General features: G+C 71.6%; 28 protein-coding genes. 8 read left to right on the forward strand and 20 right to left on the reverse strand.

What is annotated here, in order from left to right; genetic code table 11:
• Nucleotides 1–25: 25 nt before the first annotated feature.
• The 13 genes from R8Z57_RS09995 to R8Z57_RS10055 all read right to left on the reverse strand — a co-directional run bounded on the left by R8Z57_RS09995 (nucleotide 26) and on the right by R8Z57_RS10055 (nucleotide 12,545).
• Nucleotides 26–853 (reverse strand): regulatory protein RecX, encoded by an 828-nt coding sequence (locus R8Z57_RS09995; protein WP_318354074.1) that lies wholly within the window; start codon nucleotides 851–853, stop codon nucleotides 26–28.
• A complete protein-coding gene (gene recA, locus R8Z57_RS10000) occupies nucleotides 853–1,905 on the reverse strand; it encodes a recombinase RecA (RefSeq protein ID WP_318353622.1) in 1,053 nt (350 codons plus the stop codon). Before recA ends, R8Z57_RS09995 begins: the two co-directional genes overlap by 1 nt.
• Before the next feature lie 248 nt (nucleotides 1,906–2,153).
• Nucleotides 2,154–2,378, reverse strand: a complete 225-nt coding sequence (locus tag R8Z57_RS10005; RefSeq protein WP_318353623.1) for a DUF3046 domain-containing protein — start codon at nucleotides 2,376–2,378, stop codon at nucleotides 2,154–2,156.
• A 45-nt stretch (nucleotides 2,379–2,423) separates the two neighbouring features.
• The gene (locus tag R8Z57_RS10010; protein WP_109211855.1) at nucleotides 2,424–2,732 is read right to left on the reverse strand and encodes a helix-turn-helix domain-containing protein; all 309 of its coding nucleotides are present in this window, start codon (nucleotides 2,730–2,732) and stop codon (nucleotides 2,424–2,426) included.
• A 164-nt stretch (nucleotides 2,733–2,896) separates the two neighbouring features.
• Entirely contained in the window at nucleotides 2,897–3,361 is a 465-nt protein-coding gene (locus R8Z57_RS10015; RefSeq protein ID WP_318353624.1) for a CinA family protein, read from the reverse strand.
• Nucleotides 3,358–3,930, reverse strand: a complete 573-nt coding sequence (gene pgsA, locus R8Z57_RS10020) for a CDP-diacylglycerol--glycerol-3-phosphate 3-phosphatidyltransferase (protein ID WP_318353625.1) — start codon at nucleotides 3,928–3,930, stop codon at nucleotides 3,358–3,360. Before pgsA ends, R8Z57_RS10015 begins: the two co-directional genes overlap by 4 nt.
• A 65-nt stretch (nucleotides 3,931–3,995) precedes the next feature.
• Nucleotides 3,996–6,737 (reverse strand): FtsK/SpoIIIE family DNA translocase, encoded by a 2,742-nt coding sequence (locus R8Z57_RS10025; protein ID WP_318353626.1) that lies wholly within the window; start codon nucleotides 6,735–6,737, stop codon nucleotides 3,996–3,998.
• A gap of 84 nt (nucleotides 6,738–6,821) precedes the next feature.
• The gene (locus R8Z57_RS10030) at nucleotides 6,822–7,316 is read right to left on the reverse strand and encodes a GNAT family N-acetyltransferase (RefSeq protein ID WP_318353627.1); all 495 of its coding nucleotides are present in this window, start codon (nucleotides 7,314–7,316) and stop codon (nucleotides 6,822–6,824) included.
• 307 nt (nucleotides 7,317–7,623) lie between these two features.
• Nucleotides 7,624–9,300 carry a ribonuclease J gene (locus tag R8Z57_RS10035; RefSeq protein ID WP_318353628.1) on the reverse strand — a complete coding sequence of 559 codons (1,677 nt, stop codon included), beginning with the start codon at nucleotides 9,298–9,300 and terminating at the stop codon, nucleotides 7,624–7,626.
• A 71-nt stretch (nucleotides 9,301–9,371) separates the two neighbouring features.
• Nucleotides 9,372–10,349: a 4-hydroxy-tetrahydrodipicolinate synthase gene (gene dapA / locus R8Z57_RS10040; RefSeq protein WP_318353629.1), complete on the reverse strand. Its 978-nt coding sequence runs from the start codon at nucleotides 10,347–10,349 to the stop codon at nucleotides 9,372–9,374.
• A gap of 84 nt (nucleotides 10,350–10,433) precedes the next feature.
• A complete protein-coding gene (locus R8Z57_RS10045; RefSeq protein ID WP_318353630.1) occupies nucleotides 10,434–11,198 on the reverse strand; it encodes an SDR family oxidoreductase in 765 nt (254 codons plus the stop codon).
• Between the two features lie 19 nt (nucleotides 11,199–11,217).
• Nucleotides 11,218–11,739, reverse strand: a complete 522-nt coding sequence (locus R8Z57_RS10050; RefSeq protein ID WP_318353631.1) for a dihydrofolate reductase — start codon at nucleotides 11,737–11,739, stop codon at nucleotides 11,218–11,220.
• On the reverse strand, nucleotides 11,736–12,545 hold the full coding sequence (locus tag R8Z57_RS10055) for a thymidylate synthase (protein WP_318353632.1): 810 nt from the start codon (nucleotides 12,543–12,545) through the stop codon (nucleotides 11,736–11,738). The genes R8Z57_RS10050 and R8Z57_RS10055 overlap by 4 nt, the downstream gene beginning before the upstream one ends.
• A 146-nt stretch (nucleotides 12,546–12,691) precedes the next feature.
• Between R8Z57_RS10055 and R8Z57_RS10060 the strand changes: the two genes are divergently transcribed.
• The 4 genes from R8Z57_RS10060 to R8Z57_RS10075 all read left to right on the forward strand — a co-directional run bounded on the left by R8Z57_RS10060 (nucleotide 12,692) and on the right by R8Z57_RS10075 (nucleotide 15,226).
• Nucleotides 12,692–13,129, forward strand: coding sequence for a thioredoxin family protein (locus R8Z57_RS10060; protein ID WP_318353633.1), 438 nt, complete (start codon nucleotides 12,692–12,694; stop codon nucleotides 13,127–13,129).
• Nucleotides 13,122–13,760 (forward strand): DUF4395 domain-containing protein, encoded by a 639-nt coding sequence (locus R8Z57_RS10065; RefSeq protein ID WP_318353634.1) that lies wholly within the window; start codon nucleotides 13,122–13,124, stop codon nucleotides 13,758–13,760. Before R8Z57_RS10060 ends, R8Z57_RS10065 begins: the two co-directional genes overlap by 8 nt.
• A 103-nt stretch (nucleotides 13,761–13,863) precedes the next feature.
• Entirely contained in the window at nucleotides 13,864–14,289 is a 426-nt protein-coding gene (locus tag R8Z57_RS10070; RefSeq protein WP_318353635.1) for an OsmC family protein, read from the forward strand.
• A complete protein-coding gene (locus tag R8Z57_RS10075; RefSeq protein ID WP_318353636.1) occupies nucleotides 14,282–15,226 on the forward strand; it encodes a TIGR01777 family oxidoreductase in 945 nt (314 codons plus the stop codon). Before R8Z57_RS10070 ends, R8Z57_RS10075 begins: the two co-directional genes overlap by 8 nt.
• Nucleotides 15,227–15,287: 61 nt before the next feature.
• Here R8Z57_RS10075 and R8Z57_RS10080 read toward each other — a convergent pair whose 3' ends face one another.
• Entirely contained in the window at nucleotides 15,288–15,737 is a 450-nt protein-coding gene (locus R8Z57_RS10080) for a tetratricopeptide repeat protein (RefSeq protein ID WP_318353637.1), read from the reverse strand.
• Entirely contained in the window at nucleotides 15,734–16,549 is an 816-nt protein-coding gene (gene dapB, locus R8Z57_RS10085; protein ID WP_318353638.1) for a 4-hydroxy-tetrahydrodipicolinate reductase, read from the reverse strand. The genes R8Z57_RS10080 and dapB overlap by 4 nt, the downstream gene beginning before the upstream one ends.
• A gap of 60 nt (nucleotides 16,550–16,609) precedes the next feature.
• On the opposite strand from dapB, the gene R8Z57_RS10090 reads away from it, so the two are divergent.
• Entirely contained in the window at nucleotides 16,610–17,083 is a 474-nt protein-coding gene (locus R8Z57_RS10090) for a GNAT family N-acetyltransferase (protein ID WP_318353639.1), read from the forward strand.
• Between the two features lie 43 nt (nucleotides 17,084–17,126).
• On the opposite strand, the gene R8Z57_RS10095 is transcribed toward R8Z57_RS10090, so the two are convergent.
• From R8Z57_RS10095 to R8Z57_RS10105, 3 genes are all read right to left on the reverse strand, one after another.
• The gene (locus tag R8Z57_RS10095; protein WP_318354075.1) at nucleotides 17,127–17,729 is read right to left on the reverse strand and encodes a histidine phosphatase family protein; all 603 of its coding nucleotides are present in this window, start codon (nucleotides 17,727–17,729) and stop codon (nucleotides 17,127–17,129) included.
• 183 nt (nucleotides 17,730–17,912) lie between these two features.
• Nucleotides 17,913–18,974, reverse strand: coding sequence for an aldo/keto reductase (locus tag R8Z57_RS10100; protein ID WP_318353640.1), 1,062 nt, complete (start codon nucleotides 18,972–18,974; stop codon nucleotides 17,913–17,915).
• A 297-nt stretch (nucleotides 18,975–19,271) separates the two neighbouring features.
• Nucleotides 19,272–21,551 (reverse strand): polyribonucleotide nucleotidyltransferase, encoded by a 2,280-nt coding sequence (locus tag R8Z57_RS10105; RefSeq protein ID WP_318353641.1) that lies wholly within the window; start codon nucleotides 21,549–21,551, stop codon nucleotides 19,272–19,274.
• Between the two features lie 331 nt (nucleotides 21,552–21,882).
• Between R8Z57_RS10105 and R8Z57_RS10110 the strand changes: the two genes are divergently transcribed.
• Nucleotides 21,883–22,062 (forward strand): DUF5302 domain-containing protein, encoded by a 180-nt coding sequence (locus tag R8Z57_RS10110; protein WP_318353642.1) that lies wholly within the window; start codon nucleotides 21,883–21,885, stop codon nucleotides 22,060–22,062.
• Between the two features lie 30 nt (nucleotides 22,063–22,092).
• The gene (locus tag R8Z57_RS10115; RefSeq protein WP_318353643.1) at nucleotides 22,093–22,278 is read left to right on the forward strand and encodes a hypothetical protein; all 186 of its coding nucleotides are present in this window, start codon (nucleotides 22,093–22,095) and stop codon (nucleotides 22,276–22,278) included.
• A gap of 33 nt (nucleotides 22,279–22,311) precedes the next feature.
• Here R8Z57_RS10115 and R8Z57_RS10120 read toward each other — a convergent pair whose 3' ends face one another.
• A complete protein-coding gene (locus tag R8Z57_RS10120; protein WP_318353644.1) occupies nucleotides 22,312–24,306 on the reverse strand; it encodes a GDSL-type esterase/lipase family protein in 1,995 nt (664 codons plus the stop codon).
• A 139-nt stretch (nucleotides 24,307–24,445) separates the two neighbouring features.
• Here R8Z57_RS10120 and R8Z57_RS10125 point away from each other — a divergent pair, with 139 nt between their 5' ends.
• Complete coding sequence (locus R8Z57_RS10125; RefSeq protein WP_318353645.1) at nucleotides 24,446–25,042, forward strand: DedA family protein; 597 nt, start codon at nucleotides 24,446–24,448, stop codon at nucleotides 25,040–25,042.
• Nucleotides 25,043–25,081: 39 nt separating this feature from the next.
• Here the strand turns inward: R8Z57_RS10125 and R8Z57_RS10130 are convergent, their stop codons facing one another.
• Nucleotides 25,082–25,963 (reverse strand): manganese catalase family protein, encoded by an 882-nt coding sequence (locus R8Z57_RS10130; protein ID WP_318353646.1) that lies wholly within the window; start codon nucleotides 25,961–25,963, stop codon nucleotides 25,082–25,084.
• Nucleotides 25,964–26,110: the final 147 nt, after the last annotated feature.

Genomic DNA, 26,110 nt, shown 5'->3' on the forward strand with positions numbered 1-26,110 from the left:
CGCGTCCCGCGCCGGACCGACGCCGCTACTCGAACCGCACTCGGCCGGAGGGCCGGCCCGCCTCGTCGAGCGCCTGCCGAGCGGCGTCGAGGGCGACCGGTCCGCCGTAGCCGCGTCGCGCGAGCTGCCCGGCCAGCCGGCGCAGCGCGACGTCGCGCTCGAGCCCGCGCATCGAGCCCGCCTTCGTGCGGGCGAACTCGAGTGCACGCTCGGCGTCGTCGTCGGGAAGCTCGGCCAGGGCGAAGTCGGCGACATCGCGGGGCACCCCGCGCTGGGCGAGACTCTGCGCGATCGCCCGCCTCCCCTGCCCCTTGCGGTCGACTCCGGCGTGCACGAGCTGCTCCGCGAGCCGCGCGTCGTCGAGGTAACCGCGTGCGAGAAAGGCGTCGAGGAGCGCCTGCTCGGCGTCGGCGTCGAGGTCGTGCTGACGGAGGTAGGCCTTCGCCTCCGAGACCGACAGCTGCCGTCCGCGCAGCTTCTTGAGCAGCCCCTGCTCCGCCGCCTCCGCAGGGCTCGCCTGCCCCCGCTCACTCCCCCGGCCCGTGCCCGCGCGCGAGCGGCCCCGCTCGGAGCGCTCGGCATCGAAGTCGATCGGAGCAGCGGAGGGGACCCGGTCCTCGCGCTCCGGCTCGGCGGTGGGGATCCGGCGCTCCACCTCCGGCCGAGCGGACGGGATCCGGTCCTCGAGCGCGCGTCGCGCGGAGGGGATCCGATCTTCGAGCTCCTGACGGACGTCGGCCGCGGACTTCGCGTACCCCTTTCGGCCGCGCTCGCTGAAGATCGACGTCACGGGGGCGAGTCCGTCGCCGGATCCGACGTCGGACTCGTCCCCGCTGTCGACGAAGCGGACCATCACGCCGGGCGGCGTGCCGCCAGCTCGTCGCCGGGCGCTTCGGCTGCGCCACGCGGAACGCCGATGCCCAGTTTCGTCTTGATCTTCGACTCGATCTCGGCCGCCACGTCCTCGTTCTTGATGAGGAAGTTGCGGGCGTTCTCCTTGCCCTGACCGAGCTGCTCGCCCTCGTACGTGTACCACGCACCCGACTTCTTGACGATGCCGTGCTCCACGCCGAAGTCGATGAGGCTTCCCTCGCGCGAGATGCCGACGCCGTAGAGGATGTCGAACTCGGCCTGCTTGAACGGCGGAGCCATCTTGTTCTTCACGACCTTGACGCGCGTGCGGTTGCCGACGGCCTCGGCACCGTCCTTCAGGGTCTCGATGCGACGGATGTCGAGGCGCACCGACGCGTAGAACTTCAGCGCCTTTCCACCGGCCGTGGTCTCGGGGGAACCGAAGAAGACGCCGATCTTCTCGCGCAGCTGGTTGATGAAGATCATCGTGGTGTTCGTCTGGTTGAGGCCACCAGTGAGCTTGCGGAGCGCCTGCGACATGAGGCGCGCCTGCAGACCGACGTGCGAATCGCCCATCTCGCCCTCGATCTCGGCCTTGGGCACGAGCGCGGCCACGGAGTCGATGACGACGAGGTCGATGGCGCCGGAGCGCACCAGCATGTCGGCGATCTCGAGGGCCTGCTCACCCGTGTCGGGCTGCGAGACGAGCAGCTGGTCGATGTCGACACCCAGCTTCTGCGCGTAGTCGGGGTCGAGAGCGTGCTCGGCGTCGACGAACGCGGCGATGCCGCCGGCGCGCTGCACGTTGGCGATCGCATGCAGGGTCAGCGTCGTCTTACCCGACGACTCCGGCCCGTAGATCTCGATGATGCGGCCGCGCGGGAGCCCGCCGATGCCGAGGGCGACATCGAGCGCGATCGAGCCGGTGGGCACGACCTCGACGGGAGCGCGCTCGTCGCTGCCGAGCCGCATCACCGAGCCCTTCCCGAACTGCCGGTCGATCTGGGCGAGGGCCGATTCCAGGGCCTTCTCGCGGTCAACGGGTGATGGCATGACGTGCTCCTCTTACTCGCGTTCCGTCGCCTGTAGGCTGTCGCGCTCCGGCCCGGTGGGACGGATGCTGCGACAAGGCGTGTGGTGTCGTTCGACGTGGATCACGTTAGGGAGGGGCTCCGACATCGGCCCTCACTCCTCCCCGGTCCGTGGAAAACACGTCCTCGACACCTGCTGTGCAGGAGCCTACGCCGATATCGAACACTTCTTCGAGGACACGCCGCGCCGCGGCGGTATCGAACGCCGCCTCAGCGGCGACGAGGTTCGAGACGGCCGACGCCGTAGCGGCGCTCGGCGGGGACGTCGAGCTCCTCGCAGATCGCGAGCCAGACCTCGCGCGGGTCGACGCCCGCGGCGATCGCGTCGGCGGCGGTGCGACCTCCGACCTGGGAGAGGACGAGGTCCGTCACCACCGTGCCGGCGCGCCCGCCGAACTCGTCGTTCACGGCGCGGTTGAACTCACTGCGACGCATGGGTGCCGGCGGCTCCAGAGCTTCATCGAAGGGCGGAGGGCAGGATCAGCGGAGCGACAGCTCGGCGTCGACCGAGGCCACGAGGTCGTCGGGCACGACGTCGGGGAAGGTCTGCAGGCCCTCGAGAACCGAGATGCGGTCTCCGACCTCGCGCATGATCGTCGAGATGGGGACGTCGAGCGCCTCGGCGACCGAGGCGAGGATCTCGCTCGAGGCCTCTTTCTGGCCCCGCTCGACCTCGCTCAGATAGCCCAGCGCGACACTCGCGCGGCTCGCCACCTGACGGAGGGTGCGCCCCTTCTGCTGACGGAAATCACGAAGCACTTCGCCGATCTCTTGACGTACCAGGATCATCGGGCCCCCTCCTTACTTCCGATTCCGCCGTCGTCCGGGTGGACAACAGTACAGCACCTGCTGATGCCAATCTAATCCCGTGAACTGGGTGATGGGTGGGAATCACCGAATGTAACCGAGACGAAACACCGTCTGTTCCCGAGGCGCTGGAGCGAGCGGCTGCCTCACACCACGGTGAGCGCGAGCTCGAGCACGCCCTGCACGCTGCGGGTGCGGATCTCGTCGCGGGTGCCCGACAGCGACAGGGCGGACACGATCGCCGTCTCGGGCGTGGCGACGGCGACGTAGACCGTGCCGACCGCGTGCCCGTCCTGAGGATCGGGACCGGCGACGCCGGTGGTCGCCAGCCCGACGTCCGCGCGCAGGACGCGGCGCACGCCCTGCGCCATCTGCTCGGCGACCGTGGGATCGACGGCGCCCCGCGCGGCGAGGAGGTCCGGCTCCACGCCGAGCGCCGACGCCTTGAGATCGGTCGCGTAGGCGACGATCCCCCCGCGCACGTGGGCGGAGGCGCCGGGCACGTCCACCAGGGTCGCCGTGACGCGTCCGCCGGTCAGCGACTCCGCGGCGGCGATCGACCACCCCCGCGCGTCGAGTGCGCGCAGGAGTGCGACGGCTTCGTCCGTCACGCACCCCTCCGCTTCGCGCGGGCGCCGCGCACCTCGGTGACCACGTAGTCGATGCCGCTGGCGATCGTGAGGATCACGGCGATCGTCATCGTGATGCCGTTGACCCAGAAGATCCACTCGCCCACGACCGTCCACAGCGGGAGCAATGCCAGCGACAGCGCCACCCCCTGCGCGAGGGTCTTCAGCTTGCCCATCCAGGCCGCCGCGAGCACGTGATCGCTCACCACGATCAGGCGATAGATCGTGATGCCGATCTCGCGGATCAGCACCACGATGGTCACCCACCACGGGAGCTCCCCGAGGATCGACAGACCGATGAAGGCGAAGCCGGTGAGCACCTTGTCGGCGATCGGGTCGAGGAGCTTGCCGAGGTCGGTGACGATGTCGTTCCTGCGGGCGAGATACCCGTCGACCCCGTCCGTGGCGATCGCGACGATGAACAGCACCGCCGCCCACCACCGCAGCGGTCCGTCCGCTCCCCCGTCCGCGAGGAGCATCCAGAGGAACACGGGGGCGCACAGGATGCGCACGATCGTGATCGCGTTCGGCAGCTGCCGCGGAATCGCCATGGCCTCGAGCCTATCGGCGCCGCCGGGACGGCGCCGACCTGCGCGAGGCCGCGGCGAGCCGCGGGTCAGTCGCGTCCGGTGAGACCCCAGGCGTCTTCGGAGCCCTCGTCACCGTCGACGACCGGGTAGCCGTCGTACTGCGCGTCGACAGCATCCGTCCCGTAGCGGTCGTCCGCAGCCGACGCCGGGCCGCCAGGCGCCGCGGGGGCGGCCGGCGCAGCGGGGACGTCTTCGCCGCGGAGTCGCGCCAGCACGGTCGGCAGCTGCTCCACGGTGACCAGGACGTCGCGGGCCTTCGAGCCTTCGGACGGGCCGACGATCTCGCGCGACTCCAGCAGGTCCATGAGGCGGCCGGCCTTCGCGAAGCCGACGCGGAGCTTGCGCTGCAGCATCGACGTCGAGCCGAACTGACTCGAGACCACCAGCTCGGCGGCGGCCAGGAGCAGCTCGAGGTCGTCCCCGATGTCGGCGTCGATCTCCTTCTTCTCGGCCGCGGCCTGCACGTCGGAGCGATACTCCGGCCGCGCCTGCGCCGTGACGTGCTTCACGACCGATTCGATCTCGCTCTCGCTGACCCACGCGCCCTGCACGCGCAGTGACTTGGAGGCGCCCATGGGCAGGAACAGGCCGTCGCCCTGACCGATCAGGCGGTCGGCGCCCGGCTGGTCGAGGATGACCCGCGAGTCGGTGACGCTCGTCACCGCGAAAGCGAGGCGCGACGGCACGTTGGCCTTGATGAGGCCGGTGACCACGTCGACCGAGGGGCGCTGCGTGGCCAGCACCAGGTGGATCCCGCTCGCGCGGGCGAGCTGGGTGATGCGGACGATCGAGTCCTCGACGTCGCGCGGGGCGACCATCATGAGGTCGGCGAGCTCGTCGACGACCACGAGGAGATACGGGTACGGCTTGAGCACCCGCTCGCTGCCGGGCGGCAGCGTGATCTCGCCCGCGACGACGGCCTTGTTGAAGTCGTCGATGTGACGGAAGCCGAAGGACGCGAGATCGTCGTACCTCATGTCCATCTCCTTCACGACCCACTGCAGCGCCTCTGCCGCCTTCTTCGGGTTCGTGATGATCGGCGTGATGAGGTGCGGCACGCCCGCGTACGACGTGAGCTCGACGCGCTTGGGGTCGATCAGCACCATCCGCACGTCCGCGGGCTTCGCCCGCATCAGCAGGCTGGTGATCATCGAGTTGACGAAGCTCGACTTTCCGGAGCCGGTCGAACCGGCCACGAGCAGGTGGGGCATCTTGGCGAGGTTCGCCACGACGTAGCCGCCGCCGACGTCCTTGCCGACGCCGATCGTCATGGGATGGGTCTGGTTCGTCGCGGCGGTCGAGCGGAGCACGTCGCCGAGGGTCACGATCTCGCGGTCGGTGTTGGGGATCTCGACGCCGATGGCGCTCTTCCCGGGGATGGGAGCGAGGATGCGCACCTCGTTGGAGGCGACCGCGTAGGCGATGTTGTTGGTCAGCGCCGTGATGCGCTCGACCTTGACGCCCGGGCCGACTTCGATCTCGTACTGCGTCACTGTCGGTCCGCGCGAGAAGCCGGTGACGCGGGCGTCGACCTTGAACTGCTCGAGCACGCTCGTGATCGCGCGAACGGTCTCGTCGTTCGCCTGCGAGCGCGCGACATGCGGCGTGCCGGCCGCGAGCGCGTTCACCGACGGGAGGCGGTACGGCGCGGACGGAGAGTCCAGCGCGGTGGTGGAGCCGATGCCGTCGAGGCCGGGCAGCGTGCCGTCATCCTCGATCATCTCCGCGTCGTCGCGCAGCGACGTGTGCGACGAGGTCGCCGCCTTCGCCGCGGACAGCACCGAGGGATCGATGATCTCGGTGAGGGCGTCCGTCGCGGCGGCCGGCGCGGGAGGCGGCGGCGTCGTCGGCACGACGGCCTGATCGAAGCCGCCCTGCGACGACCCCACCGGCAGCAGCTCTGTGAGGTCCTCGGAGCCGAGACCGTCGTCCGGGTCCTTCTCGCGCCCCGTCTTGTTGCGCCGCCACCAGGGCAGCGAGGGGTCGCCGTCGTCGTCGGAGGCCTCGGCTGCGGCATCCGTCACAGGCTTGTCTTCACGAGGCTCGGCGCCGAACATCCACGCGTACAGCTCGCCGAGTCGGCGCCCGATCCGGTTCGGGGGCGTCTTGGTGATGATCAGGATGCTGAGCACGGCTAGGAGCGACAGCACGACGTACGCGCCGACGTCGGTGAGCACGAGTGCGAGCGGCTCGCCGATCATCCAGCCGAACAGGCCGCCGGCCTGACTGAGCGCGGGCAGCAGTTCGTTCGGCTGCGGGCGGCCGCCCGCGACGTGGCAGAAGCCCGCGATCGTGATCAGCAGCAGTCCGAACCCGATCCCGACGCGGCCGTTGTCGTGCACCGATGACGGATGCCGGAACATCCAGCCCGCCAGGATCAGGAGCAGCACCGGCAGGACGAACGCCTCCCGGCCGATCAGGGCGCCCACAGTATAGGCGCTGATGTTCGCCGACACCTCGCTGCCGATGAAGAACCACTCGTTCACCGCGCCGGCGATCGCGAGCAGCACCAGGAGGAACGGGAAGCCGTCGCGGCGCTGCTCCTTCTCGAGCGTCTCGGGACCGAACGCGCGGAACAGCGCGCCGGTCGCGTGCGCCAGCCCCATCCACGCGCGCACCACGACGGGCGGCCGGTCGGGCTCGTTCACATAGCGCTTGGGAGCCGGGGCCGGCTTCGCGGCCGCAGGCTTGCGCGCCGTCGCCGACGCACCGGAACGCGCGCTCGACGACGCGCTCGACCCCTTGGTCGGGCTTGAGCTCCTGGCCATCCCTCCACGGTAGGCGTCGTCACCGACAATCCCCGGCAACCACGCCGCCCGTCGGCGACCCGCCGAGGCGTGGTCGCGCATTCCTCAGCGGAGCCGCTTGACCATCGTGTCGCGGCCCAGGCCGCTCCGCACGACCGCGAACCCCTCGGTGCGGTACAGCGTCGACGCGAAGTTGCCGCGCTCCACACTCAGGCTGATGCGGGCGAAGCCCTGGCTCCGGGCGTGCTCGCAGAGCCGCTGCAGCAGCGTCCTGCCCACGCCGTGGGCGCGCCAGATGGGCCGCACGCCGATGATCAGCTCCGGCACGCCCGTGCCGACATACCCGAAGCCGGGATCGCTGCGCGGCAGCATGCGGTACCACGCCGCGCCGACCGGCTCGCCATGGAGATCCTCCGCCACGAATCCGGCGTCGCCCGGGCGCATCCACCCCGCGACATAGCGCCGGTGGTCGTCGCCGCCGATGACCTCGTGGCGCGGCCTCACACCGCCCTGCGCCCAGTTCGCGGCCTCGACCACCATGTCGCCGAGGAACGCGCCGTCGGAGGCGACGGCCGCGCGCACACGGAAGCTGGAGGCCACGAGGCGATGCTACGGCGTGCGTGTTACGCCGCGATGACGAGACGGAGGGAGAGCGTGATGCCGGTGCGCGTACGCTTCGATACTCCGCCGGACGGTGATCTCGCTACGCTTCGCTACTCCGCCGGACGGTGATCTCGCTACGTTTCGATACTCCGCCCGACGGTGATCTCGCTACGTTTCGATACTCCGCCCGACGGTGATCTCGCTACGTTTCGATACTCCGCCCGACGGTGATCTCGCTACGCTTCGCTACTCCGCCGGACGGTGATCTCGCTACGCTTCGATACTCCGCCCGACGGTGATCTCGCTACGCTTCGATCACCAGCGGGACGATCATCGGGCGGCGGCGCAGCGACTGGTTCACCCAGCGGCCGATCGTGCGACGCACGACCTGCGAGAGGGCGTGCGAGTCGCGAACGCCCGAGGTCGCCGCCTCGGCGAGCGCCGCGGCGATCTTCGGCTTGACGCTCTCGAACACCGCGTCATCCTCCGCGAAGCCGCGCGCGTGGATCTCGGGGCCGGAGATGACCTTGCCCGTCGAGGCGTCGACGACCACGATCACCGAGATGAAGCCCTCTTCGCCGAGGATCCGGCGGTCCTTGAGGTCGGCATCCGTGATCTCGCCGACCGTCGACCCGTCGACGTACACGAACCCGAGGTCGAGCTGGCCGACGACCTGCGCGTCACCGTCCTTGAGGTCGATGACCGTGCCGTTCTCGGCCAGCAGCGTGCGCTCGGGCGCGATCCCGGTGTCCTGCGCGAGGCGGGCGTTGGCCATGAGGTGCCGGTACTCGCCGTGCACGGGCAGCACGTTGCGGGGCTTCAGGATGTTGTAGCAGTAGAGCAGCTCGCCCGCCGCCGCATGCCCCGACACGTGCACCTTGGCGTTGCCCTTGTGGACGACGTTCGCGCCGAGCTTGGTAAGCCCGTCAATCACCCGGTACACCGCGTTCTCGTTGCCGGGGATGAGGCTCGAGGCGAGGATGACGGTGTCGCCCGGTCCGGGCTCGATCGCGTGGTCGAGGTTCGCCATGCGGCTGAGCACCGCCATCGGCTCGCCCTGCGAGCCCGTCGACATGTAGACGATCTGGTCGTCGGGCAGGTCGCGCGCCTTCTTGTAGTCGATCAGCACGTTCTCGGGCACGTGCAGATAGCCGAGCTCCTCGGCGATCGTCATGTTGCGCAGCATGCTGCGGCCGAGGAGCGCCACGCGGCGGCCGTGGGCGGCTGCGGCATCCAGCACCTGCTGCACGCGGTGCACGTGGCTCGAGAAGCTCGCCACGATGACGCGACGCGGGGCCTTGCCGATGACCTGGTCGAGCACGGGTCCGATCGAGCGCTCGAGCGGCGTGAAGCCGGGAACGTCGGCGTTCGTCGAGTCGACGAGGAAGAGGTCCACACCCTCTTCCCCCAGCCGCGAGAACGCGCGGAGGTCGGTCAGCCGGCCGTCGAGCGGCAGCTGGTCCATCTTGAAGTCGCCCGTCGCCAGCACGAGACCGGCGGGCGTGCGGATCGCCACCGCCAGCGCGTCGGGGATGGAGTGGTTCACCGCGACGAACTCGAGCTCGAACGGCCCGAGGTTCTCGCGCTGCCCCTCCGCGACCGTCAGGCTGTACGGCTTGATGCGATGCTCCTTGAGCTTCGCCTCGGTGAGCGCGAGCGTCAGGCCGGAGCCGATGATCGGGATGTCGCTCTTGAGCTTCAGCAGGTACGGCACCGCGCCGATGTGGTCCTCGTGGCCATGGGTGAGCACGACGCCGACGATGTCGTCGAGCCGCTTCTTGATCGGCTCGAAGTCGGGGAGGATCAGGTCGACGCCAGGCTGGTGCTCCTCGGGGAACAGCACGCCGCAGTCGACGATCAGGAGCTTGCCGCCGTACTCGAAGACGGTCATGTTGCGGCCGACCTCGCCCAGGCCGCCGAGCGGGACGACCCGCAGCGTGCCGGCAGCGAGCTCGGGCGGGTCGTACGGGGTGGTGGGCATCGTGGAGCCTCCTCAGGACGCCCTGGGCATCCGTTGCGAATGTTGTCGTGCCGCCGCGGCGGCACGCGTTGTCATCTCGTCGTGCCCGAGACCTTCGGCAGCGCACCGCCGGCGGCGGCGTTGCGGTCGGGACGGAAGTTCGAGAAGTCGGCACCCGGGACGTCGGAGACGAGGGCGAGCTCGTCCTCGATCTTGGCGGCCTCCCACTCCTCCGGCCCGACGAGCGGCAGTCGCACGCGCGGGCTGCCGATGCGGCCGAGGCCGTGCAGGATGTACTTCGCCGACACCGTGCCGGGCACGTGGGTCATCACGGCGCGCACGAGCGGCTCGAGCTGCATGTGCGCGGCCGTCGCCGCCTTCAGGTCGCCGCTGTTCACGGCGTCGACGATCACCCGGTACGGCTGCGCCGCGATGTTCGCGGTCACGCCGATCAGGCCGGTGGCTCCGATCGCGAGGTGCGGCAGCACGTTGGCGTCGTCGCCCGAGAAGTACATCAGGTCGGTCTGATTGAGCACGCGGCTCACCTCGCTGAAGTCGCCCTTGGCATCCTTGATCGCGAGGATGTTGGGGTGCTTGGCGAGGCGCAGGATCGTCTCGTAGCGGATGGGCACGCCGGTGCGGCCCGGGATGTCGTAGAGGATCACCGGCAGGTCGGTGGCGTCGGCGACGAGGCGGAAGTGCGTGAGGATGCCGGCCTGGGTCGGCTTGTTGTAGTACGGCGTGACGATCATGATGCCGTCGGCGCCGGCCTTCTCGCTGGCCTTGTAGAGCTCGATGGCGTGCGCGGTCTCGTTCGATCCGCCGCCCGTGATGATGCTCGCCCGCCCGGCTGCGACATCCTTTCCCACCTCGACCAGGCGGATCTTCTCCGCATCGGTGAGGGTCGACGTCTCGCCGGTGGTGCCGGTCACGACGATGCCGTCGGCCCCCGCGGTGATGACGTCGTCGATGTGCTTCTCGACAGCGGGCCAGTCGACCTCGCCGTCGGCCGTCATGGGGGTGACGAGCGCGACGAGCACCTGTCCGAAGGGGTTGCCCGTATGCGTCATGTCTTCAGGTTATCGGGATGCCGCGCCGGCTGCGCACGGGCGGTGGTGGTGTGACGGATGCCGCGGCCCCGGCAGGCGGGCGCGCTACCGTCCGCGCTCGCCCAGCCGGGACGCCAGAGCCGGCGGTGCGAAGCGCGCGAGGGCGACGAGCGCCTTGTACCGCAGCGACGGGATCGAGACCGGGCGGCCCCGCGAGACATCCCGCAGCGACTCGGAGACGACGTCGCGCGCGTTCAGCCAGAGCGCGTCGGGCACCCCTTCCTGGCCGGGCGGCAGGCCGATGCGCTCATGGAAGCTGGTGTGCGTGTAGCCGGGGCAGACCGCCGTCACGGTCACGCCCGAGGGCGCGTAGCGCCCGTTGGCCCAGCGGCTGAAGCCCACGAGCCACCCCTTGCACGCCCCGTACGTGGAGCGCGGGATGAACGCCGCGACCGACGCGATGTTCACGATCCGGCCGTGGCCACGACCGAGCATGGCGCCCAGCGCGGCGTGGGTCAGCCGCATCGGCACCTCGACGTGCAGGCGCAGGTGCTCCACCTCGTCCTCGATGTCGTTGCGCTCGAACGCCAGCGGCAGCCCGAATCCCGCGTTGTTCACCAGCATCTCGACGGGTCGCTCGGGGTCGGCCACCCGCGCGACCACCTTCGCGAGCTGGCGCGGCTTCAGCAGATCGGCGACCAGCACCTCGACCTCGATGCCGTAGGTGCGTCGCAGCCGCGCGGCATGGTCGTCGAGCGCCGCCCGGTCGCGTGCGACGAGCACCAGGTGGGCGCCGCGCGCCGCCAGCTGGCGGGCGTACTCCGCGCCGAGTCCCGAGCTCGCTCCGGTGATGAGTGCCGTCTTCGCCATGCGGGCCAGCCTATGCCGCTCAGGCGAGGGGACCCTCCGGACGTTCCAGTGTCAGGAAGCGGTAGCGGATGCCGGAGCTGGACGTGTGCCAGCCCTCGGCCGGGTCGACCGCCGCCGTGCGCCAGCCGCTCCGGTCCGGCGCGTAGGTGTCGCCGTCCACGCCGAGGTCGAGTTCGGTCACCTCCAGGATGCCGGCCCCGCCGATGGCCTCGCGGAACAGCCCTCCGCCGCCGATGACCCAGGCGCGCTCGGGCCCGTCGGCGCCGGCCAGGGCGAGGGCGGCCTCGAGCGAGGACGCACGCTCGGCTCCGGCATCCGTCCAAGCCTCCTGCCGCGTCACCACGATGTTCCGGCGACCCGGCAGCGGGCGGAACCGCGGCGGGAACGACTCCCACGTGCGCCGCCCCATGACGACGGGCGCGCCCATCGTCACGGCCTTGAAGTGGGCGAGGTCCTCGGGCACGTGCCAGGGCATGCCGCCGTCGGCGCCGATCACGCCGCCGCGCGCCTCGGCCCAGACGAGGCCGACGGGAACCGTCACACCGCCACCGCGGCGCGGATCGCGGGGTGATGCCGGTAGTCCTCGACCACGAAGTCCTCGTAGCGGTAGTCGAAGATCGACTCGGGCTTCCGCGCGAGGCGCAGCGTCGGGTACGGGTACGGGTCGCGGCTCAGCTGCTCGCGCACCTGCTCGACGTGGTTGTCGTAGATGTGGCAGTCACCGCCCGTCCACACGAAATCGCCCGGCTCGAGGCCCGCCTGCTGGGCGACCATGAGGGTCAGCAGCGCGTACGACGCGATGTTGAAGGGCACGCCAAGGAAGAGGTCGGCGCTGCGCTGGTACAGCTGGCACGAGAGCCGGCCGTCGGCCACGTAGAACTGGAACATCGCGTGACACGGCGCAAGGGCCATATCGGGGATGTCGGCCGGGTTCCAGGCCGACACGATCAGCCGGCGCGAGTCCGGATTCGCCCGGATCTGATCCAGCACGAGCGCGATCTGGTCGATGTGGTCGCCGGACGGCGTCGGCCAGGAGCGCCACTGGACGCCGTAGACCGGACCGAGCTCGCCCGCGGCATCCGCCCACTCGTCCCAGATGGTGACGCCGTTCTCCTGCAGCCACGCCACGTTCGACTCGCCGCGGAGGAACCACAGCAGCTCGTACGCGATCGACTTGAAATGCACGCGCTTGGTGGTGATGAGGGGGAAGCCCTGCGAGAGGTCGAAGCGGATCTGCCGGCCGAAGGCACTGGTGGTGCCGGTGCCGGTGCGGTCGTCCTTGTGCGTGCCGTTGTCGAGCACGTCGCGCAGCAGGTCCTCGTACGGGGTCGGGATCGGCGTGGTCACGCCAGCCACGATACCGGGGAGCAGCCGACGGGGGCCGTCCCGCGCCGGCCTCCGCCGAGGGAGGAGCCGAGCCCGTGTTACGTCGATTCCCGTCATCTTCGCCGATCCGGCCTCTATTCAGGTGAAAGGGGTTACCCTGATCTGCTGTGACCCTCGTCGGCGCCCTCATCGCACTCGCCGTGCTCCTCGCGGCGACCGTGGCGCTCGGCGCGTTCCTCAACTGGCGACAGTCTCGTGCCCGCCGCCGGGTGGTGCACGAGGTGGTCGAGCCGCATCGACTCGGCGCCGACGGCCTGGGCGAGGCGGCCACCCTGCTGCAGTTCAGCACCGAGATGTGCGCCCGCTGCCCGGGCGTCCATCGCACGCTCGCGGCGATCGCCGACGACCACCCGGGCGTGCGCCATCTCGATGTGGACCTCACCCACCGCCCCGACATCGCCAAGCACTTCCGCGTGCTGCAGACGCCGACGACGCTCGTGCTGGACCGCCACGGCATGGTGCAGACCCGCTTCGGGGGCGCGCCGAGCCGGGAGGTCCTCGAGCTCGAGCTCAACCGCCTGACCGCGGAGGACGCCAATGTCTGAGCGGACCGTCCGCGCCGCACGTGGCATCGACCCTCGGGGCCCGCGCTTCGCGGCCGGGATCACGTCGGCGCTGCTGCTGGGCGTCGTGTTCCTCGGGCTGACGGGGCTGTCGACCGCGCGGCTGCCGGAGGACAGCACGGCGTCGTTCGGCTGGTTCGCGTATCAGCCGCTCGCCGGCGCGGTCTTCGCGCCCGGCGGCGGGTCCTTAGCGTTCCTCGCGGGCGGCAGCCCGTGGCTCATCACCTACGCCACGCCGCTGCAGCGCATCCTCGATCCCGCGTTCCTGCTGCTGCTGGTGACGGCTCTGCTGTTCCTGTGGGGCGTGGTGTCGCCGCGCACCGCCCCCTGGGGCGTGCTGTTCCGCAAGGTCGTGGCACCTCGCCTCTCCGCGCCGACCGAGCTCGAGGACCCGCGCCCACCGCGCTTCGCGCAGGGCGTCGGCCTCTTCGTCGCCGCCACCGGGCTGGTCCTGCAGTTGTGCGGGGTGCCGTGGGCCCTGGTCCTCGCCGCCGCCGCGGCGTTCGTCGCAGCATTCCTCAACGCCGTCTTCGGCCTGTGCCTCGGCTGCCAGCTCTACCTGCTGCTGCAGCGGGCGGGGGTCGTGGGCCGGGCGCGGCCGGCGTCGGCCTGACGCGCACTGGACCGGCCGGGACCGTCGCGGTGCGGCATCCGTCCCGATTAGGCTGACGCCTGACGCCCGGACCGCGGGCGTCCCGCGAGCGAGGAGGCCCCACATGACCGTCACCAGCGAAGCCACCACCGCCTGGAAGGGCGGCCTCTTCGACGGCTCCGGCGAGACGACGTTCGTGTCGTCGGGCCTGGGCACGTTCCCCGTCAACTGGAAGGCCCGCAGCGAAGGCTCGACGTCCGTCACGACGCCGGAAGAGCTGATCGCCGCGGCCCACGCGTCGTGCTTCAGCATGGCGTTCTCGCTCGCGCTCGCCGAGAACGGCACTCCCCCGGAGTCCATCGACACCACCGCCTCGGTGACGTTCAAACCCGGCACCGGCATCACCGGCAGCCACCTCAACGTCAACGCGGTGGTCCCCGGGCTCGACCCCGAGGAGTTCGAACGCCTCGCGCAGGGCGCGAAGGCGGGCTGCCCGGTCTCGCAGGCCCTCGCGGGCGTCGAGATCACCCTCGAGGCGACGCTTGCCTGATCCCGGCGCGTCCGGCACCGGCGGGGGTGTCTCCGCCGGTCGCCGCGTCGTCGTCGCGGGCGCCTCGGGCCTGATCGGCGAGGCGCTCGTGGCGAGCCTCCGGGCCGACGGCTTCACCGTCACGACCCTGGTGCGCAGACCTCCGCAGGCCGCGCACGAGGTGGAGTGGCTCACCGACGAGCAGCCGCTCGACCCGGAGGTGCTGGCCGGGGCGGCCGCCGTCGTGGGTCTCAACGGGGCGAGCATCGGCCGCTTCCCGTGGACGGCGGCGTACAAGGACACGCTGCTGTGGTCGCGCATCGTGCCCACACGCGCACTCGCGCGCGCCGTCCGGGAGCTCGGACCGGACGCCCCGCACCTCGTCTCGGCCTCCGCCGTGGGGTACTACGGCTCGGCGCCCGGCGCGCGGCTCACCGAGTCCGCCCCGCGCGGCGACTCGTTCCTGGCGGATCTGTGCGGGGAATGGGAGGCCGCCGCGACGGGTGCGGGACCGGATGCCGCGGTGACGCTGCTGCGGACCGCGCCGGTCGTGCATCCGCACGGCGTGCTGAAGCCGCTCCTCCTGCTCACCCGCCTCGGCGTCTCGGGCCCGATCGGGCGAGGCACCCAGGCGTGGCCGTGGATCTCGCTCCACGACGAGGTGGCGGCGATCCGGCACGTCATCGACACCGGGCTCACCGGCCCGGTGAACCTCTCCGGCCCCACCCGCGCCACCGCGAACGACCTGGGGTTCGCGCTCGCCGTGCGCATGAACCGGCCGTTCCTCCTGCGCGCTCCGGTGTGGGGCATGAAGCTCGTGCTCGGCGCGGACGCCACCGAGGCGATCCTCACCGCCGACGCCCACGTGGTGCCGGAGGCGCTGGAGGGCTCGGGCTTCGCTTTCACGCACCGCACGGTGGAGGACGCCGTCGCGGCGGCAGTGCCCGCGGCCGGCTGACGCCGTCGACACGCCGTCGCGGCGGCAGTGCCGGCGGACGGCTGACGCCGTCGACACGCGATCAGCCGCGGCGTTCCGCCGTCTCGAGGCGGATCGCGGTGCGCACCGCCTCGCGGGCGCGGCGGCGGTCGCCGGCGGCGTCGTACGCCAGGCCGAGCCGGTACCACGCCCGCCAGTCGTCGGGGTGCGCCTCGGCGTCGGCGCGGTAGCGGGGGAAGACGGCATCCCCGTCCTCGCGCATGACGCGGCCGCTGGGGCGCACCGCGACGTCGTCCTGCGGCAGCCCGCCCTCGGTCTCCAGACGGCGGCCGAGCTGCTGAGCGCGCACCCCGAACCACAGCTCCCGCCCGAGCGCCCACGCCGCGATGAGGGGCAGCACGACGAGGGCGATCCCCATCCCCACGGCGATGGCGTCGCCGCTCGTCAGCAGCAGCCACGCACGCTGCCCGACGAGCACGATGTACAGCGCCAGCAGCGCCGCCATGACGGCGACGCCGATGCGGGCGCTCATGCGCCCGTCGTGCGCGCGACCTGACCGGGGACGCCGCCCTCGTCGACCGGACGCGCGTCGGCGGGCGCAGTGCGGCGGCCGATGCCGATGTCGATGAGGCTGTCGAGTCCGACGGTGACGCCCCGCGCGTCGCGCGCCGCCGCGAGGGCGAGACGGATGCCGGGGGCATAGGCCTGCGCCGGCTCGACGGTGTCGTGGACGATGGTGAGCGACTCGCCGGCTCCGGAGAGGATCGTCTCCTGCCGCGCGATCACGCCCGGCCGGCGGAGGGAGTGGATGGGCACGCTCGCGACCTGCTGACCGCGGGCCCGCTGGTCGACGTGCGGCGATTCGACGGGGCCGACCCCGGCGCGCGCGGCGGCGATGAGCTCGGCGGTGCGCACCGCGGTCCCGCTCGGGGAGTCGATCTTGGTCTCTCGGTGCGCCTCGACGATCTCGATCGAGGGGAAGAACGGCGCCGCGGCGGCGGAGAGCGCAGAACCCAGCACCGAGCCGAGCGAGAAGTTGGGGACGAAGAGCGCCCCGGTGCCCGCCGCCTCGACGAGGGGCCGCACGAGGGCGATGCGCTCGGCAGACCAGCCGGACGTGCCGATCAGCACGTTGACGCCACGCTCGATGGCGGCGCGGACGACGTCGATCGACACCGCCGGCGTCGACGCGTCGACGACGAGATCGGCGCCGTCGAGCTCCGAGAGCTCCGAGCGCGACGAGAGCACCGCGGCCAGTTCGAACCCCGGTTCGGCCTCGACCACGTCGGCGATGATGCCGCCGAGCTTGCCGGTGCCGCCGACGATGGCCACGCGTGTCGTCATGCCTCCATCCTAGGCGGGGGCCCGCGCCGCCCCGGCGGCCGAGGCGCCTACGCTGGAGGGGTGGTGACACTGCGCTCCTCCCCCGCCGACGCCCCCGACGCACACGAGCTGCTGGCCGAGTACTTCCAGGCCCGCACCGAGGGATTCACCCTCCAGGGCGTCGCGTACCGGACGACATTCCCCGACCCGGCGGCGTTCGAGCCGCCGGCCGGTGTCTTCGTGGTCCTCGACGACGACGAGGGCGTCGCGCAGGGATGCGCCGGCATCCGTCGCATCCCGCCCGGTCCGCTCGGTTCCCGGTACGAGCTGAAGCACCTGTATCTGCGTCCGGTCACCCGCGGGCGCGGCTGGGGGCGCCTCCTCGTCGACGACCTGGAGCGGCGCGCGCGGGAGTTCGGCGCCGCCGAGCTGGTGCTCGACACGCACCACTCGCTCGAAGCCGCCGGCGCTCTGTACGCCCGTACCGGCTTCGTCGAGATCGAGCCCTACAACGACAACCCCAACGCGTCGCGCTGGTACGGCAAGGCCCTCTGACAGCGGCGTCGGCCCGGTGCCGCACCGGGCGCGGGCGGCTCGGTCAGACCGGGTAGATCTCGGGCAGCCCGGTGCGCAGCTCGACGGGGAGGTGCGCCATGTCGTTGTGCGAGAGCAGCGTCCAGGGGCGCCCCTGCTTCTGCGCGATGACGGTCAGGCCGCAGTGGGCCTGATTGAGCGTCATCCAGCGCCAGTCGGGCGCCTGCAGCACCTCGCGGACGAACCACGCGATGACGAAGTTGTGCGTGATGAGGAGCTCGTGCACCTCGCCGCGCTTGCGCGCGAGGAACTCGGCCACCGCATCAGACATCTGCGCGCTGCCGGCCTCGATCTCGGCATCCGTCACCGCGCCGAAGAACGGCTCGAACGCGGCGGGGGTCTCCTCGGTCATCCCCGTCGGCACGCAGTCGAACAGCAGGGCGGACGGCTCGGGCGAGAGCGAAGGCATGCGCTCGGCGACGGCGCGCGCCGTTTGGCTCGCGCGCTCGAGGGGCGAGTGCCACACGGCGTCGAACGGCACGCCCGAGAGGCGGTCCGCCAGCAGCGACGCCTGTCGACGACCGCGCGGCGAGAGCGGCCCGTCGACCAGACCGTGCTCGGCGTCCTGATGTTCGCCGTGCCGCACGAGGTAGATGTAGTGCGTCACGCCGCTCACTTCGCCATCGAGGTTGGTCAGGTCCGGATCGAGTGCCCGGAGAGGCACTTCATCCACCCTACGACACGGATCGGATGCCTCCGCCGACGCTGTGGACGGCGCGTCCCATCTGCGCGCACGGGGATCGCTGAGGGTCCGCGCACCGGACCGCGCGGGCGGTCGGGCGAACGGCTGCTACACCGACGCGCGGCCGATGTCGGACAGCTGCGCGCGGCTCAGGCGCACGCCGACGCCCTGCACGAGCTCCTCGACGTGCTGCGGCGCGTAGGCGTTGACGATCGGCGCCGTGACGAGCTTCTGCGCCAGGAGCCACGCCACCGCCACGGCGGCATCGGGCACGCCGAGGTCGGCGCCGACCGCGTCGAGGGCACGCAGCGTGCGGCTGCCGCGGCGGTTGAGGTTCGCGGCGAGCTGCGCGCCCCGCACCGAGAGCGCGCCGCGCAGCTTGGAGCGCTGCCGACCTGCGAGGAACCCGTGCTCGAGCGCGTGCGACGGCGTCACCGCCATGCCCTGGGCACCCGCGACGAGCCGGAGGTCGGCGTCGAACTCGTGGCGGCGCAGGACGTTGAAGGGCACGTCCAGCACGGTGATGCGCGGGTAGCCCGCCGAGGAGAAGATCCGCGCCTCCACGAGCTGGGCGGCGCTGTAGCCGATGGCGCCGAGCGCGCGCACCTTGCCCGTCTCGACCAGCCACTCGGCCGTGGCGAGCGTGTCTTCGAGCGACGTCTCACGGTCGGTCGTGGCATCGAGGTACAGCACGTCGATGCGGTCGGTGCGCAGCCGCGTGAGCGACGCCTCGACCGCGCGGATCAGGTGGACCGGACCCAGGCCCGGATTGTCGGCGTGTCCGCCCACGCGCACCGTCAGCACGACGTCGTCACGCAGACCTCGCGAGTGCAGCCACTGGCCGATGATGTGCTCGCTGCGGCCGCTGGAGTAGCTGTCGGCCGTGTGCACGGCGTTGCCGCCGAGCTCCGCGTAGGTGTCGAGGATCGCGTGGCTCGACTCGAGGTCGACGTTCCATCCGAACTCGGCCGCGCCGAGGATGAGCGGGAACACGTCCGCACCGCTCTCCCCCAGCGGGACGCGCACGTTGCTCCCCACCGACGGCCCTTGCACCGGGATGGGTGCGGAGGGGTGCGGGGCACGAGCGTGCGGGGCCTGCGGCGCACCGGCGGAGGCCGCGGCATCCGGACTCGCCGAAGGAAGCGTCGAGTCAACGCCGAAGTAAGCCATGTGCCACCCCCTCACGACCGCCCGCAGGAGCTTCCGTGATCACTGTGCGCGCGCCCCCCGGCGCGTACTTAGAGGGTAGGCCAGTCCGGACAGCGGACCGGCCGATGAGGCGAACTGTCGATAAACATTACATAACGCTTTGATCACGGCGCGTCAAAACTGCGGATTCACGGCAGTTTCGGCCCGTGCACGACGTCATCCGCGCCGGATACGCCACGCCGAGGCGACCGGACGACGGATGCCCGCCCCTCCGGGAGGGGCGGGCATCCGTGTGAGAGGCGGTCACCCGCCGCGGGCTCAGCCTTCGGCCGGCGCCTCGGGGCCGGGGTTGGCCGCATCGCGACCCTCCTGGTCGGCCGCCTCTTCGAGCACGGGCTCGAGCGACAGCTTGCCGCGGTCGTCGATCTTTGTGATCTTCACGAGGAGCTTCTGGCCGACCGACAGGACGTCCTCGACGTTCTCCACGCGCTTGCCGCCGGCGAGCTTGCGGACCTCGCTGACGTGCAGCAGGCCGTCCTTGCCGGGCAGGAGCGAGATGAACGCGCCGAACGTCGCGATCTTCACGACGGTGCCGAGGAACTGCTCGCCGACCTCCGGGTTGGTGGGGTTGGCGATCGCGTTGACCTGGGCGCGGGCGGCCTCGGCCGAGGGGCCGTCGACCGCGCCGATGTAGACGGTGCCGTCCTCCTCGATGGAGATGTCGGCGCCGGTCTCGTCCTGGATCGCGTTGATCGTCTTGCCCTTCGGGCCGATGAGCTCGCCGATCTTGTCGACCGGGATCTGCACGCTGATCACACGCGGGGCGGTCGGCGCCATCTCGTCCGGGCCGTCGATCGCGGCGTTGAGCACGTTGAGGATCGTCAGACGCGCGTCCTTGGCCTGCGTGAGCGCGGCCGACAGCACCGACGACGGGATGCCGTCGAGCTTCGTGTCGAGCTGGATCGCGGTGACGAACTCGCTGGTGCCGGCGACCTTGAAGTCCATGTCACCCAGGGCGTCCTCGGCACCGAGGATGTCGGTCAGCGCGGCGTAGCGCGTCTGGCCGTCGACCTCGTCCGAGACGAGACCCATCGCGATGCCGGCGACGGGGGCGCGCAGCGGCACGCCCGCGTTCAGCAGCGAGAGGGTCGAGGCGCACACCGAGCCCATCGACGTCGACCCGTTCGAGCCGAGCGCCTCGGACACCTGGCGGATCGCGTAGGGGAACTCCTCGCGGGCCGGGAGCACCGGCACGAGCGCGCGCTCGGCAAGGAACCCGTGGCCGATCTCGCGGCGCTTCGGGCTGCCCACACGACCCGTCTCACCCGTCGAGTAGGGCGGGAAGTTGTAGTGGTGCATGTAGCGCTTGTGCGTGACGGGCGACAGCGAGTCGATCTGCTGCTCCATCTTGAGCATGTTCAGCGTGGTGACGCCCAGGATCTGGGTCTCGCCGCGCTGGAAGATCGCCGAGCCGTGGACGCGCGGGATGACCTGCACCTCGGCGTCGAGCGGGCGGATGTCGGCGAGGCCGCGGCCGTCGATGCGGACGCCCTCGGTGAGGATGCGGCCGCGCACGATCTTCTTCGTCACCGACTTGTAGGCGGCGGAGAACTCGAGCGTGGAGACGGCGGGCAGCTCGCTCGCCTCGACGGCGGCGATGAGCTCGGCCTTGACGCGGTCCTTGACCGCGTCGTCGGCGTTCTGGCGCTCCTGCTTGTCGGCGATCTGGTAGATGCCCACCAGCTCGTCGTACGCGCGGCCGGCGACGAAGTCGTAGGTCTCCTGGCTGTACGCCGGGAACACCGGGTACTCCTGGATCTCCTTGGCGGCGGTGTTCGCCACGACGTTCTGCGCGGCGACGAGCTCCTTGATGAACGGCTTCGAGGCCTCCAGGCCCTGTGCGACGACCTCTTCGCTGGGCTTGGTCGCGCCGCCCTTGATGAGGTTCCACGAACCCTCGGTGGCCTCGGCCTCGACCATCATGATCGCGACGTCGCCGTCGTCGAGCACACGACCGGCGACGATGAGGTCGAACACGGCCTCCTCGAGCTGCTTGACGGTCGGGAACGCGACCCACTGGTCGGAGTGCTCGCCGTGGCCGGGGATGAGCGCCAGGCGCACGCCGGCGATCGGGCCGGAGAACGGCAGGCCCGAGATCTGCGTGGACAGCGAGGCGGCGTTGATCGCGAGCGCGTCGTAGAACTCGCCCGGCGCGATCGAGAGCACCGTCACGACGATCTGCACCTCGTTGCGCAGGCCGTCGACGAACGACGGGCGCAGCGGGCGGTCGATGAGACGGCAGACGAGGATCGCCTCGGTCGAGGGACGACCCTCGCGGCGGAAGAACGAGCCGGGGATCTTGCCGGCGGCGTACGAGCGCTCCTCGACGTCGACGGTCAGCGGGAAGAAGTCGAAGCCCTCACGAGGGTGCTTGCCGGCGCTGGTCGCCGACAGGAGCATCGTCTCCTCGTCGAGGTACGCGGCGACGGCACCCTGTGCCTGCTGCGCGAGTCGGCCGGTCTCGAACCGGACGGTGCGGGTGCCGAAGCGGCCGTTGTCGAGGACGGCTTCGGCGGCGGTGATTTCAGGACCTTCCAAGAGGTCTCTCCTTCTTTGTTTAGCCTCGCACCGGCCGTGCGCCGAGCGAGGGTCGATCGAAGGAGCAGGAACAGGCAGATCTCAGCGCGCGGCGATGCCGCGGGACTCGCCAGCGCTGGTCACCAGTAGAAGACCACCCGGCGTCTGCCGACGGGGAACCCACCACAGGGGACCAGCTTCCTGCCGGCCTGCTCCACAGTGCCTGTCTCGGCACCGTGCTCATGTGGAATTGAGCGGATGCCCAGAGGACAACCCGCACAAGCCTATCAGCGGGCGCCGCGATGGCCGCATCCTCTGGCGCCCCGGCCTGCCCGCCGCCTAGGGTGGGCACATGAGCACCGACGGCAAGCCGAGCGCGGCATCCGATGAGATGAAGCGCAAGTTCAAGGAAGCGCTCGACAAGAAGAACGCGCAGCACCGCGACGGCGAGGCGCACATGGACGCCGACTCCGCGATCCACGGCACCCACGGCGCCGTGACCAAGCGCGAGTTCCGCCGCAAGAGCGGGTAGCGGCCCAGCGAAGGTGATCGCGAGTCCGACATGAGCGATTTCCGCGAGCGGATCCCGGACGACGACCGGGACGTGCCGATCGACGACGAGGCGGAGCTCGAGACGCCGCCGCCCACGCTCGACCCCCGCGAGGCGGTCGAGCGCGAGGACGACGAGCTCGAGCTCGAGGAGCGCGAGTCCGCCATCGAGGCCGGCGAGATCGAACCGGGCGCGTAGGCCCCCGGGTTCCCTCGCGGGGCGACGGATGCCTCAGCCCGCTGCCGTGCGGGCGCGCACCTCTCCCCCGCCCCCCAACAGCACGTAGCCCGTGTGCTTGGGCGCCCGGCCGTCGCCGGCCGTGCGTCCCCGCAGCCGACGCCAGATCCACGGCAGCGCGTCGCGCCGCAGCCACGTGCCATCGACGACCGTGTCGTCGTCGGCGTGCAGCGCCGCGTCGAGGCCGGACAGCGCCTCGGCGTGCGGCACGCCGAGCGCCTCCGCCGCCCGGTACGCGAGGTACCGATGCCCGCGCGAGCGCAGGTGCACCTTGTCGTCGGCCCACAGCGCCAGGTCGCCGATCGCCGGCCGCGACGCGTCGTCGACGAACGCGTCGGTGTCGAGCAGCACCGCCCCGGTGCGCGCGGCGATGCGCCGCAGCTCGGACGAGAACACGGCGAACCGCCGGGCGAACAGCGTCGCCGCGCGACGGCGCGGCAGGAAGGGGGTCACGAGCAGCACGTCGGCGCCTGCCGCCCGCAGCGTGCGGACGGCGGCCTCCAGCTGCGCGGCGACCGCGAGCGGATCGACGCGCCGGCCGACCAGGTCGTTGGCGCCGATCAGGATCGAGACCAGCTCGGGACGCAGCGCGATAGCGCGCGGCAGCTGATCGTCGAGGAGGTCCCTCACCCGCTTGCTGCGCACCGCCAGGTTCGCGTAGCGGAACGGGTCGTCGGTGTCGCGCGCGTGTGCGAGCAGCTGCGCCAGCCGGTCCGCCCAGCCGCGGAGCTCCCCCGCGGGCATGCGCGACGTGTCGCAGAGACCCTCCGTGATCGAGTCGCCGAGCGCCACGAACCTCGACCACGGCCGCGTGTCGGCCGGCGTGGGCACGGCCGGCCGCGTCGCCCCCCGCTGCACCTGTGCGTCGTCGATGCGGCGGAGCGCCTGCGCCTCGTCATAGTGGTCGACGAGCCGGTGGCAGACGGCATCCCACGTCCGCTCCCGGACGGATTCGCGAGCCGCCGCGGCGAACGCGCGCCGCTTGCCCTCGTCGCCCACGAGGTCGGCCACCCGCGACCGCAGGTCGCGCAGGTCGCCGGGGCGATAGAGCCAGCCGTCGACGCTCGAGCGCACGAGGTCGACCGGGCCGCCGACCCCGGTCGCCACGACCGGCACGCCGCTGGCGAGCGCCTCCTGGATGGTCTGCCCGAACGTCTCGCTCTCGCCCGGGTGCACGAAGACGTCGAAGCTCGCGAGTGCCTCGGCGAGCGCGGTGCCGGTGAGGTGCCCGGTGAACACGGCATCGGGGAGCGCCTGCTGCAGGCCCGCCCGCGACGGGCCGTCGCCCACGACGACGACGCGCGCGCCGGGGAGGGCGGCGAGCGCGGCGAGGTCCTCCACCTGCTTCTCGGGGGCGAGGCGGCCGACGTAGCCCACGACGCTCTCACCGGCCGCGACGCGTGCGACGGCGGTGCGCCACGCGTCGCTGCGCCGCTCGGGACCGAACCGCGCGGTGTCCACGCCACGGCCCCAGTGACGCAGGCGGTCCACGCCGAGGTCCTCGAGCTGCCGGATCGACGCCGTCGAGGGCGCCAGCGTCAGGGTCGCGCGGCGGTGCAGACGCGCGATGTGGCGGCCGACGAGCGCGGAGGCCTGCGGCATCCCGTACTTCTCCGCGTACGCCACGACGTCGGTCTGGTAGACGGCGACCGTCGGGATGCGCAGGGCGTCCGCCGCGGCGACGCCCTGCCAGCCGAGCACGAAGGGGGAGGCGAGGTGCACGACGTCGGGGTGCCAGGCGCGCAGGATCGCCGCGAGGCGCGCCGCACGGGCGAACACGACGCGCACCTCGGGGTAGGACGGCAGGGGCACCGAGCGCAGCAGCTCGGTGCGGGCGCCGTGGAGGTCGGCGGTGACCTCGCCGGACCTCGGCGCGATGACGAGCGTCTCGTGGCCCTCTGCGGCGAGGTGCCGCAGAACCTGGAGGACCGACCCGGTGACGCCGTTCATGTGGGGCAGGAACGATTCGGCGAGCAGTGCGACTCTCACGCCTCCAGCGTGACGGCGCGCCGCCTCGACGGATGCCGCGGACACCGCCCTCGCGCAAGTGTTCACCGGATGCACCACGACGGGTCACCGGACGTGCCTCGTTCGGTCGCCGTTCACCGGCGGCCGCTACCAAGAAGACGTGGAGGAGCTGCTGAGCCAGGTCGCGCAGAGCCCGTGGGCGCTGTCGGTGCTGTTCGCACTGGTGCTCGGCGACGCGTTCCTCGTGGTCGTGCCCGGCGAGGCCGCCGTCACCGCCTTCGCCGCACTGTCGGTGTCGACCGGCGAGCCGGGGCTCGGTGCCGTCATCGTGGTCGCGACGGTCGCCGCGGTGCTCGGCGATGCCGCCTGCTACCTCGTCGGCCGCACGATCGGGCTCGAGCGGTGGCGCTGGATGCGGACGCGCCGGGTGCGCGCCGCCCTCGCGTGGGCGCGGGCCCGGCTCGAGCAGCGCGCGGCGCTGGTGCTGTTCACCGCCCGCTTCGTGCCCTTCGCGCGGCTCGCGGTGAACCTGACGGCGGGCGCCACGAAGGTCGGGGCGCCGCGCTACCTGGCGATCGCGACGGCGGCCGCGCTGGCGTGGGCGCTGTACCAGGCACTCATCGGGGCGGCGGTGGCGGCGTTGCTGCCCGGCGGCCCGGTGGTCGCCGTGGTCGTCTCGGTCGTCCTCGCGGTCGGGATCGGCCTGGGGATCGACGCCGTCCTCGCGCGGCGCTTCGGGGGCACCCGCGCGGAGTGATGAGCACGGCCGGCCGCCGTGCCGCCGGCCGGCTCCTCCTCACTCCTTGGTCATCGCGTCCTGGATGCCGCCCGCCGCCTTCTCCACAATGTTCGGCACGTCGGTCGTGCCGTAGAAGCGCGCGTCGGGGTGCGTCGGCGGCGGCATCGGCACGCCGGGCTCGGGCTCGGGGACGTACGAGAACTCGCCGTGCCCGTCCGGGGTCGGGCCGCTCGCCCAGCGTCCTTCCGCCGCGGCGGCGCCGTCCGAGAAGTTGATGTACTGGTACGCCACGTCGCGCTCCTCCTTGGTGAGCGGGAAGTTGCTCGGCACGGGCAGCGCCTCGACGCCCTCCTCCATCAGCTCCGCGCTCGCAGCGAGCCACTGGTTCTGGTGCATCGTGTCGCGGGCGAGCAGGAAGGCCAGGAGGTCGCGCACGCCGTGGTCCTGGGTCATGTGGTACAGCCGGGCGACCTGCAGCCGACCCTGCATCTCGGCGTTGGCGTTCGCCTGGAAATCGGCGAGGAGATTGCCGCTCGAGGTGAGGTACGAGCCCATCCACGGGTTGCCGTTGCTGTCCACCGCGCGGGCACCGGCGCCGGCGACGATGGCGTGCTGGACATCGGTGCCGCCCACGATGGCGGCGACCGTCGGATCGTCCTGCACGGCGTCCTCGGTCACGCCCAGCGGCGACTTCTCGAGCAGCTGCGCGATCATCACCGCGAGCATCTCGACGTGGCCCATCTCCTCGGCGCCGATGCCGAACACGAGGTCGCGGTACTTGCCGGGGATGTGCATGTTCCACGCCTGGAACTGGTACTGCAGCGCGACGGTGATCTCGCCGTACTGACCGCCGAGCACCTCCTGCAGCTTGCGGGCGTAGACCGCGTCCGGGGCATCCGGAGTGGCCTTGTGCTGGAGCTCTTGACGGTGGAAATACATGCTCGTCCTCTTCTCGCTCGGGTCTCCCCCGGTGTCCGGCCACCCCACTCCCCCAGACCCCGAATCGGCACGGGGGTTGCCAAGCCCTGGCCGGCACGTGACAATGCGGCTTCGCCGGGACGCGGCGGCTCGAGCCGGGCGGGCGGC

Source organism: Microbacterium sp. M3 (assembly GCF_033548675.1).
GTDB classification, from domain to species: Bacteria; Actinomycetota; Actinomycetes; order Actinomycetales; family Microbacteriaceae; genus Microbacterium; species Microbacterium arthrosphaerae.

Coding starts and splice junctions, on each gene's coding strand:
- dapA (WP_318353629.1), bottom strand. CDS start 10,349: ATGACGCATACGGGCAACCCCTTCGGACAGGTGCTCGTCGCGCTCGTC.
- R8Z57_RS10010 (WP_109211855.1), bottom strand. CDS start 2,732: ATGATCCTGGTACGTCAAGAGATCGGCGAAGTGCTTCGTGATTTCCGT.
- R8Z57_RS10110 (WP_318353642.1), top strand. CDS start 21,883: ATGAGCACCGACGGCAAGCCGAGCGCGGCATCCGATGAGATGAAGCGC.
- R8Z57_RS10065 (WP_318353634.1), top strand. CDS start 13,122: ATGTCTGAGCGGACCGTCCGCGCCGCACGTGGCATCGACCCTCGGGGC.
- R8Z57_RS10035 (WP_318353628.1), bottom strand. CDS start 9,300: ATGCCCACCACCCCGTACGACCCGCCCGAGCTCGCTGCCGGCACGCTG.
- R8Z57_RS10100 (WP_318353640.1), bottom strand. CDS start 18,974: ATGGCTTACTTCGGCGTTGACTCGACGCTTCCTTCGGCGAGTCCGGAT.
- R8Z57_RS09995 (WP_318354074.1), bottom strand. CDS start 853: ATGGTCCGCTTCGTCGACAGCGGGGACGAGTCCGACGTCGGATCCGGC.
- R8Z57_RS10025 (WP_318353626.1), bottom strand. CDS start 6,737: ATGGCCAGGAGCTCAAGCCCGACCAAGGGGTCGAGCGCGTCGTCGAGC.
- R8Z57_RS10130 (WP_318353646.1), bottom strand. CDS start 25,963: ATGTATTTCCACCGTCAAGAGCTCCAGCACAAGGCCACTCCGGATGCC.
- recA (WP_318353622.1), bottom strand. CDS start 1,905: ATGCCATCACCCGTTGACCGCGAGAAGGCCCTGGAATCGGCCCTCGCC.
- dapB (WP_318353638.1), bottom strand. CDS start 16,549: ATGACGACACGCGTGGCCATCGTCGGCGGCACCGGCAAGCTCGGCGGC.
- R8Z57_RS10045 (WP_318353630.1), bottom strand. CDS start 11,198: ATGGCGAAGACGGCACTCATCACCGGAGCGAGCTCGGGACTCGGCGCG.
- R8Z57_RS10070 (WP_318353635.1), top strand. CDS start 13,864: ATGACCGTCACCAGCGAAGCCACCACCGCCTGGAAGGGCGGCCTCTTC.
- R8Z57_RS10005 (WP_318353623.1), bottom strand. CDS start 2,378: ATGCGTCGCAGTGAGTTCAACCGCGCCGTGAACGACGAGTTCGGCGGG.
- pgsA (WP_318353625.1), bottom strand. CDS start 3,930: ATGGCGATTCCGCGGCAGCTGCCGAACGCGATCACGATCGTGCGCATC.
- R8Z57_RS10115 (WP_318353643.1), top strand. CDS start 22,093: ATGAGCGATTTCCGCGAGCGGATCCCGGACGACGACCGGGACGTGCCG.
- R8Z57_RS10080 (WP_318353637.1), bottom strand. CDS start 15,737: ATGAGCGCCCGCATCGGCGTCGCCGTCATGGCGGCGCTGCTGGCGCTG.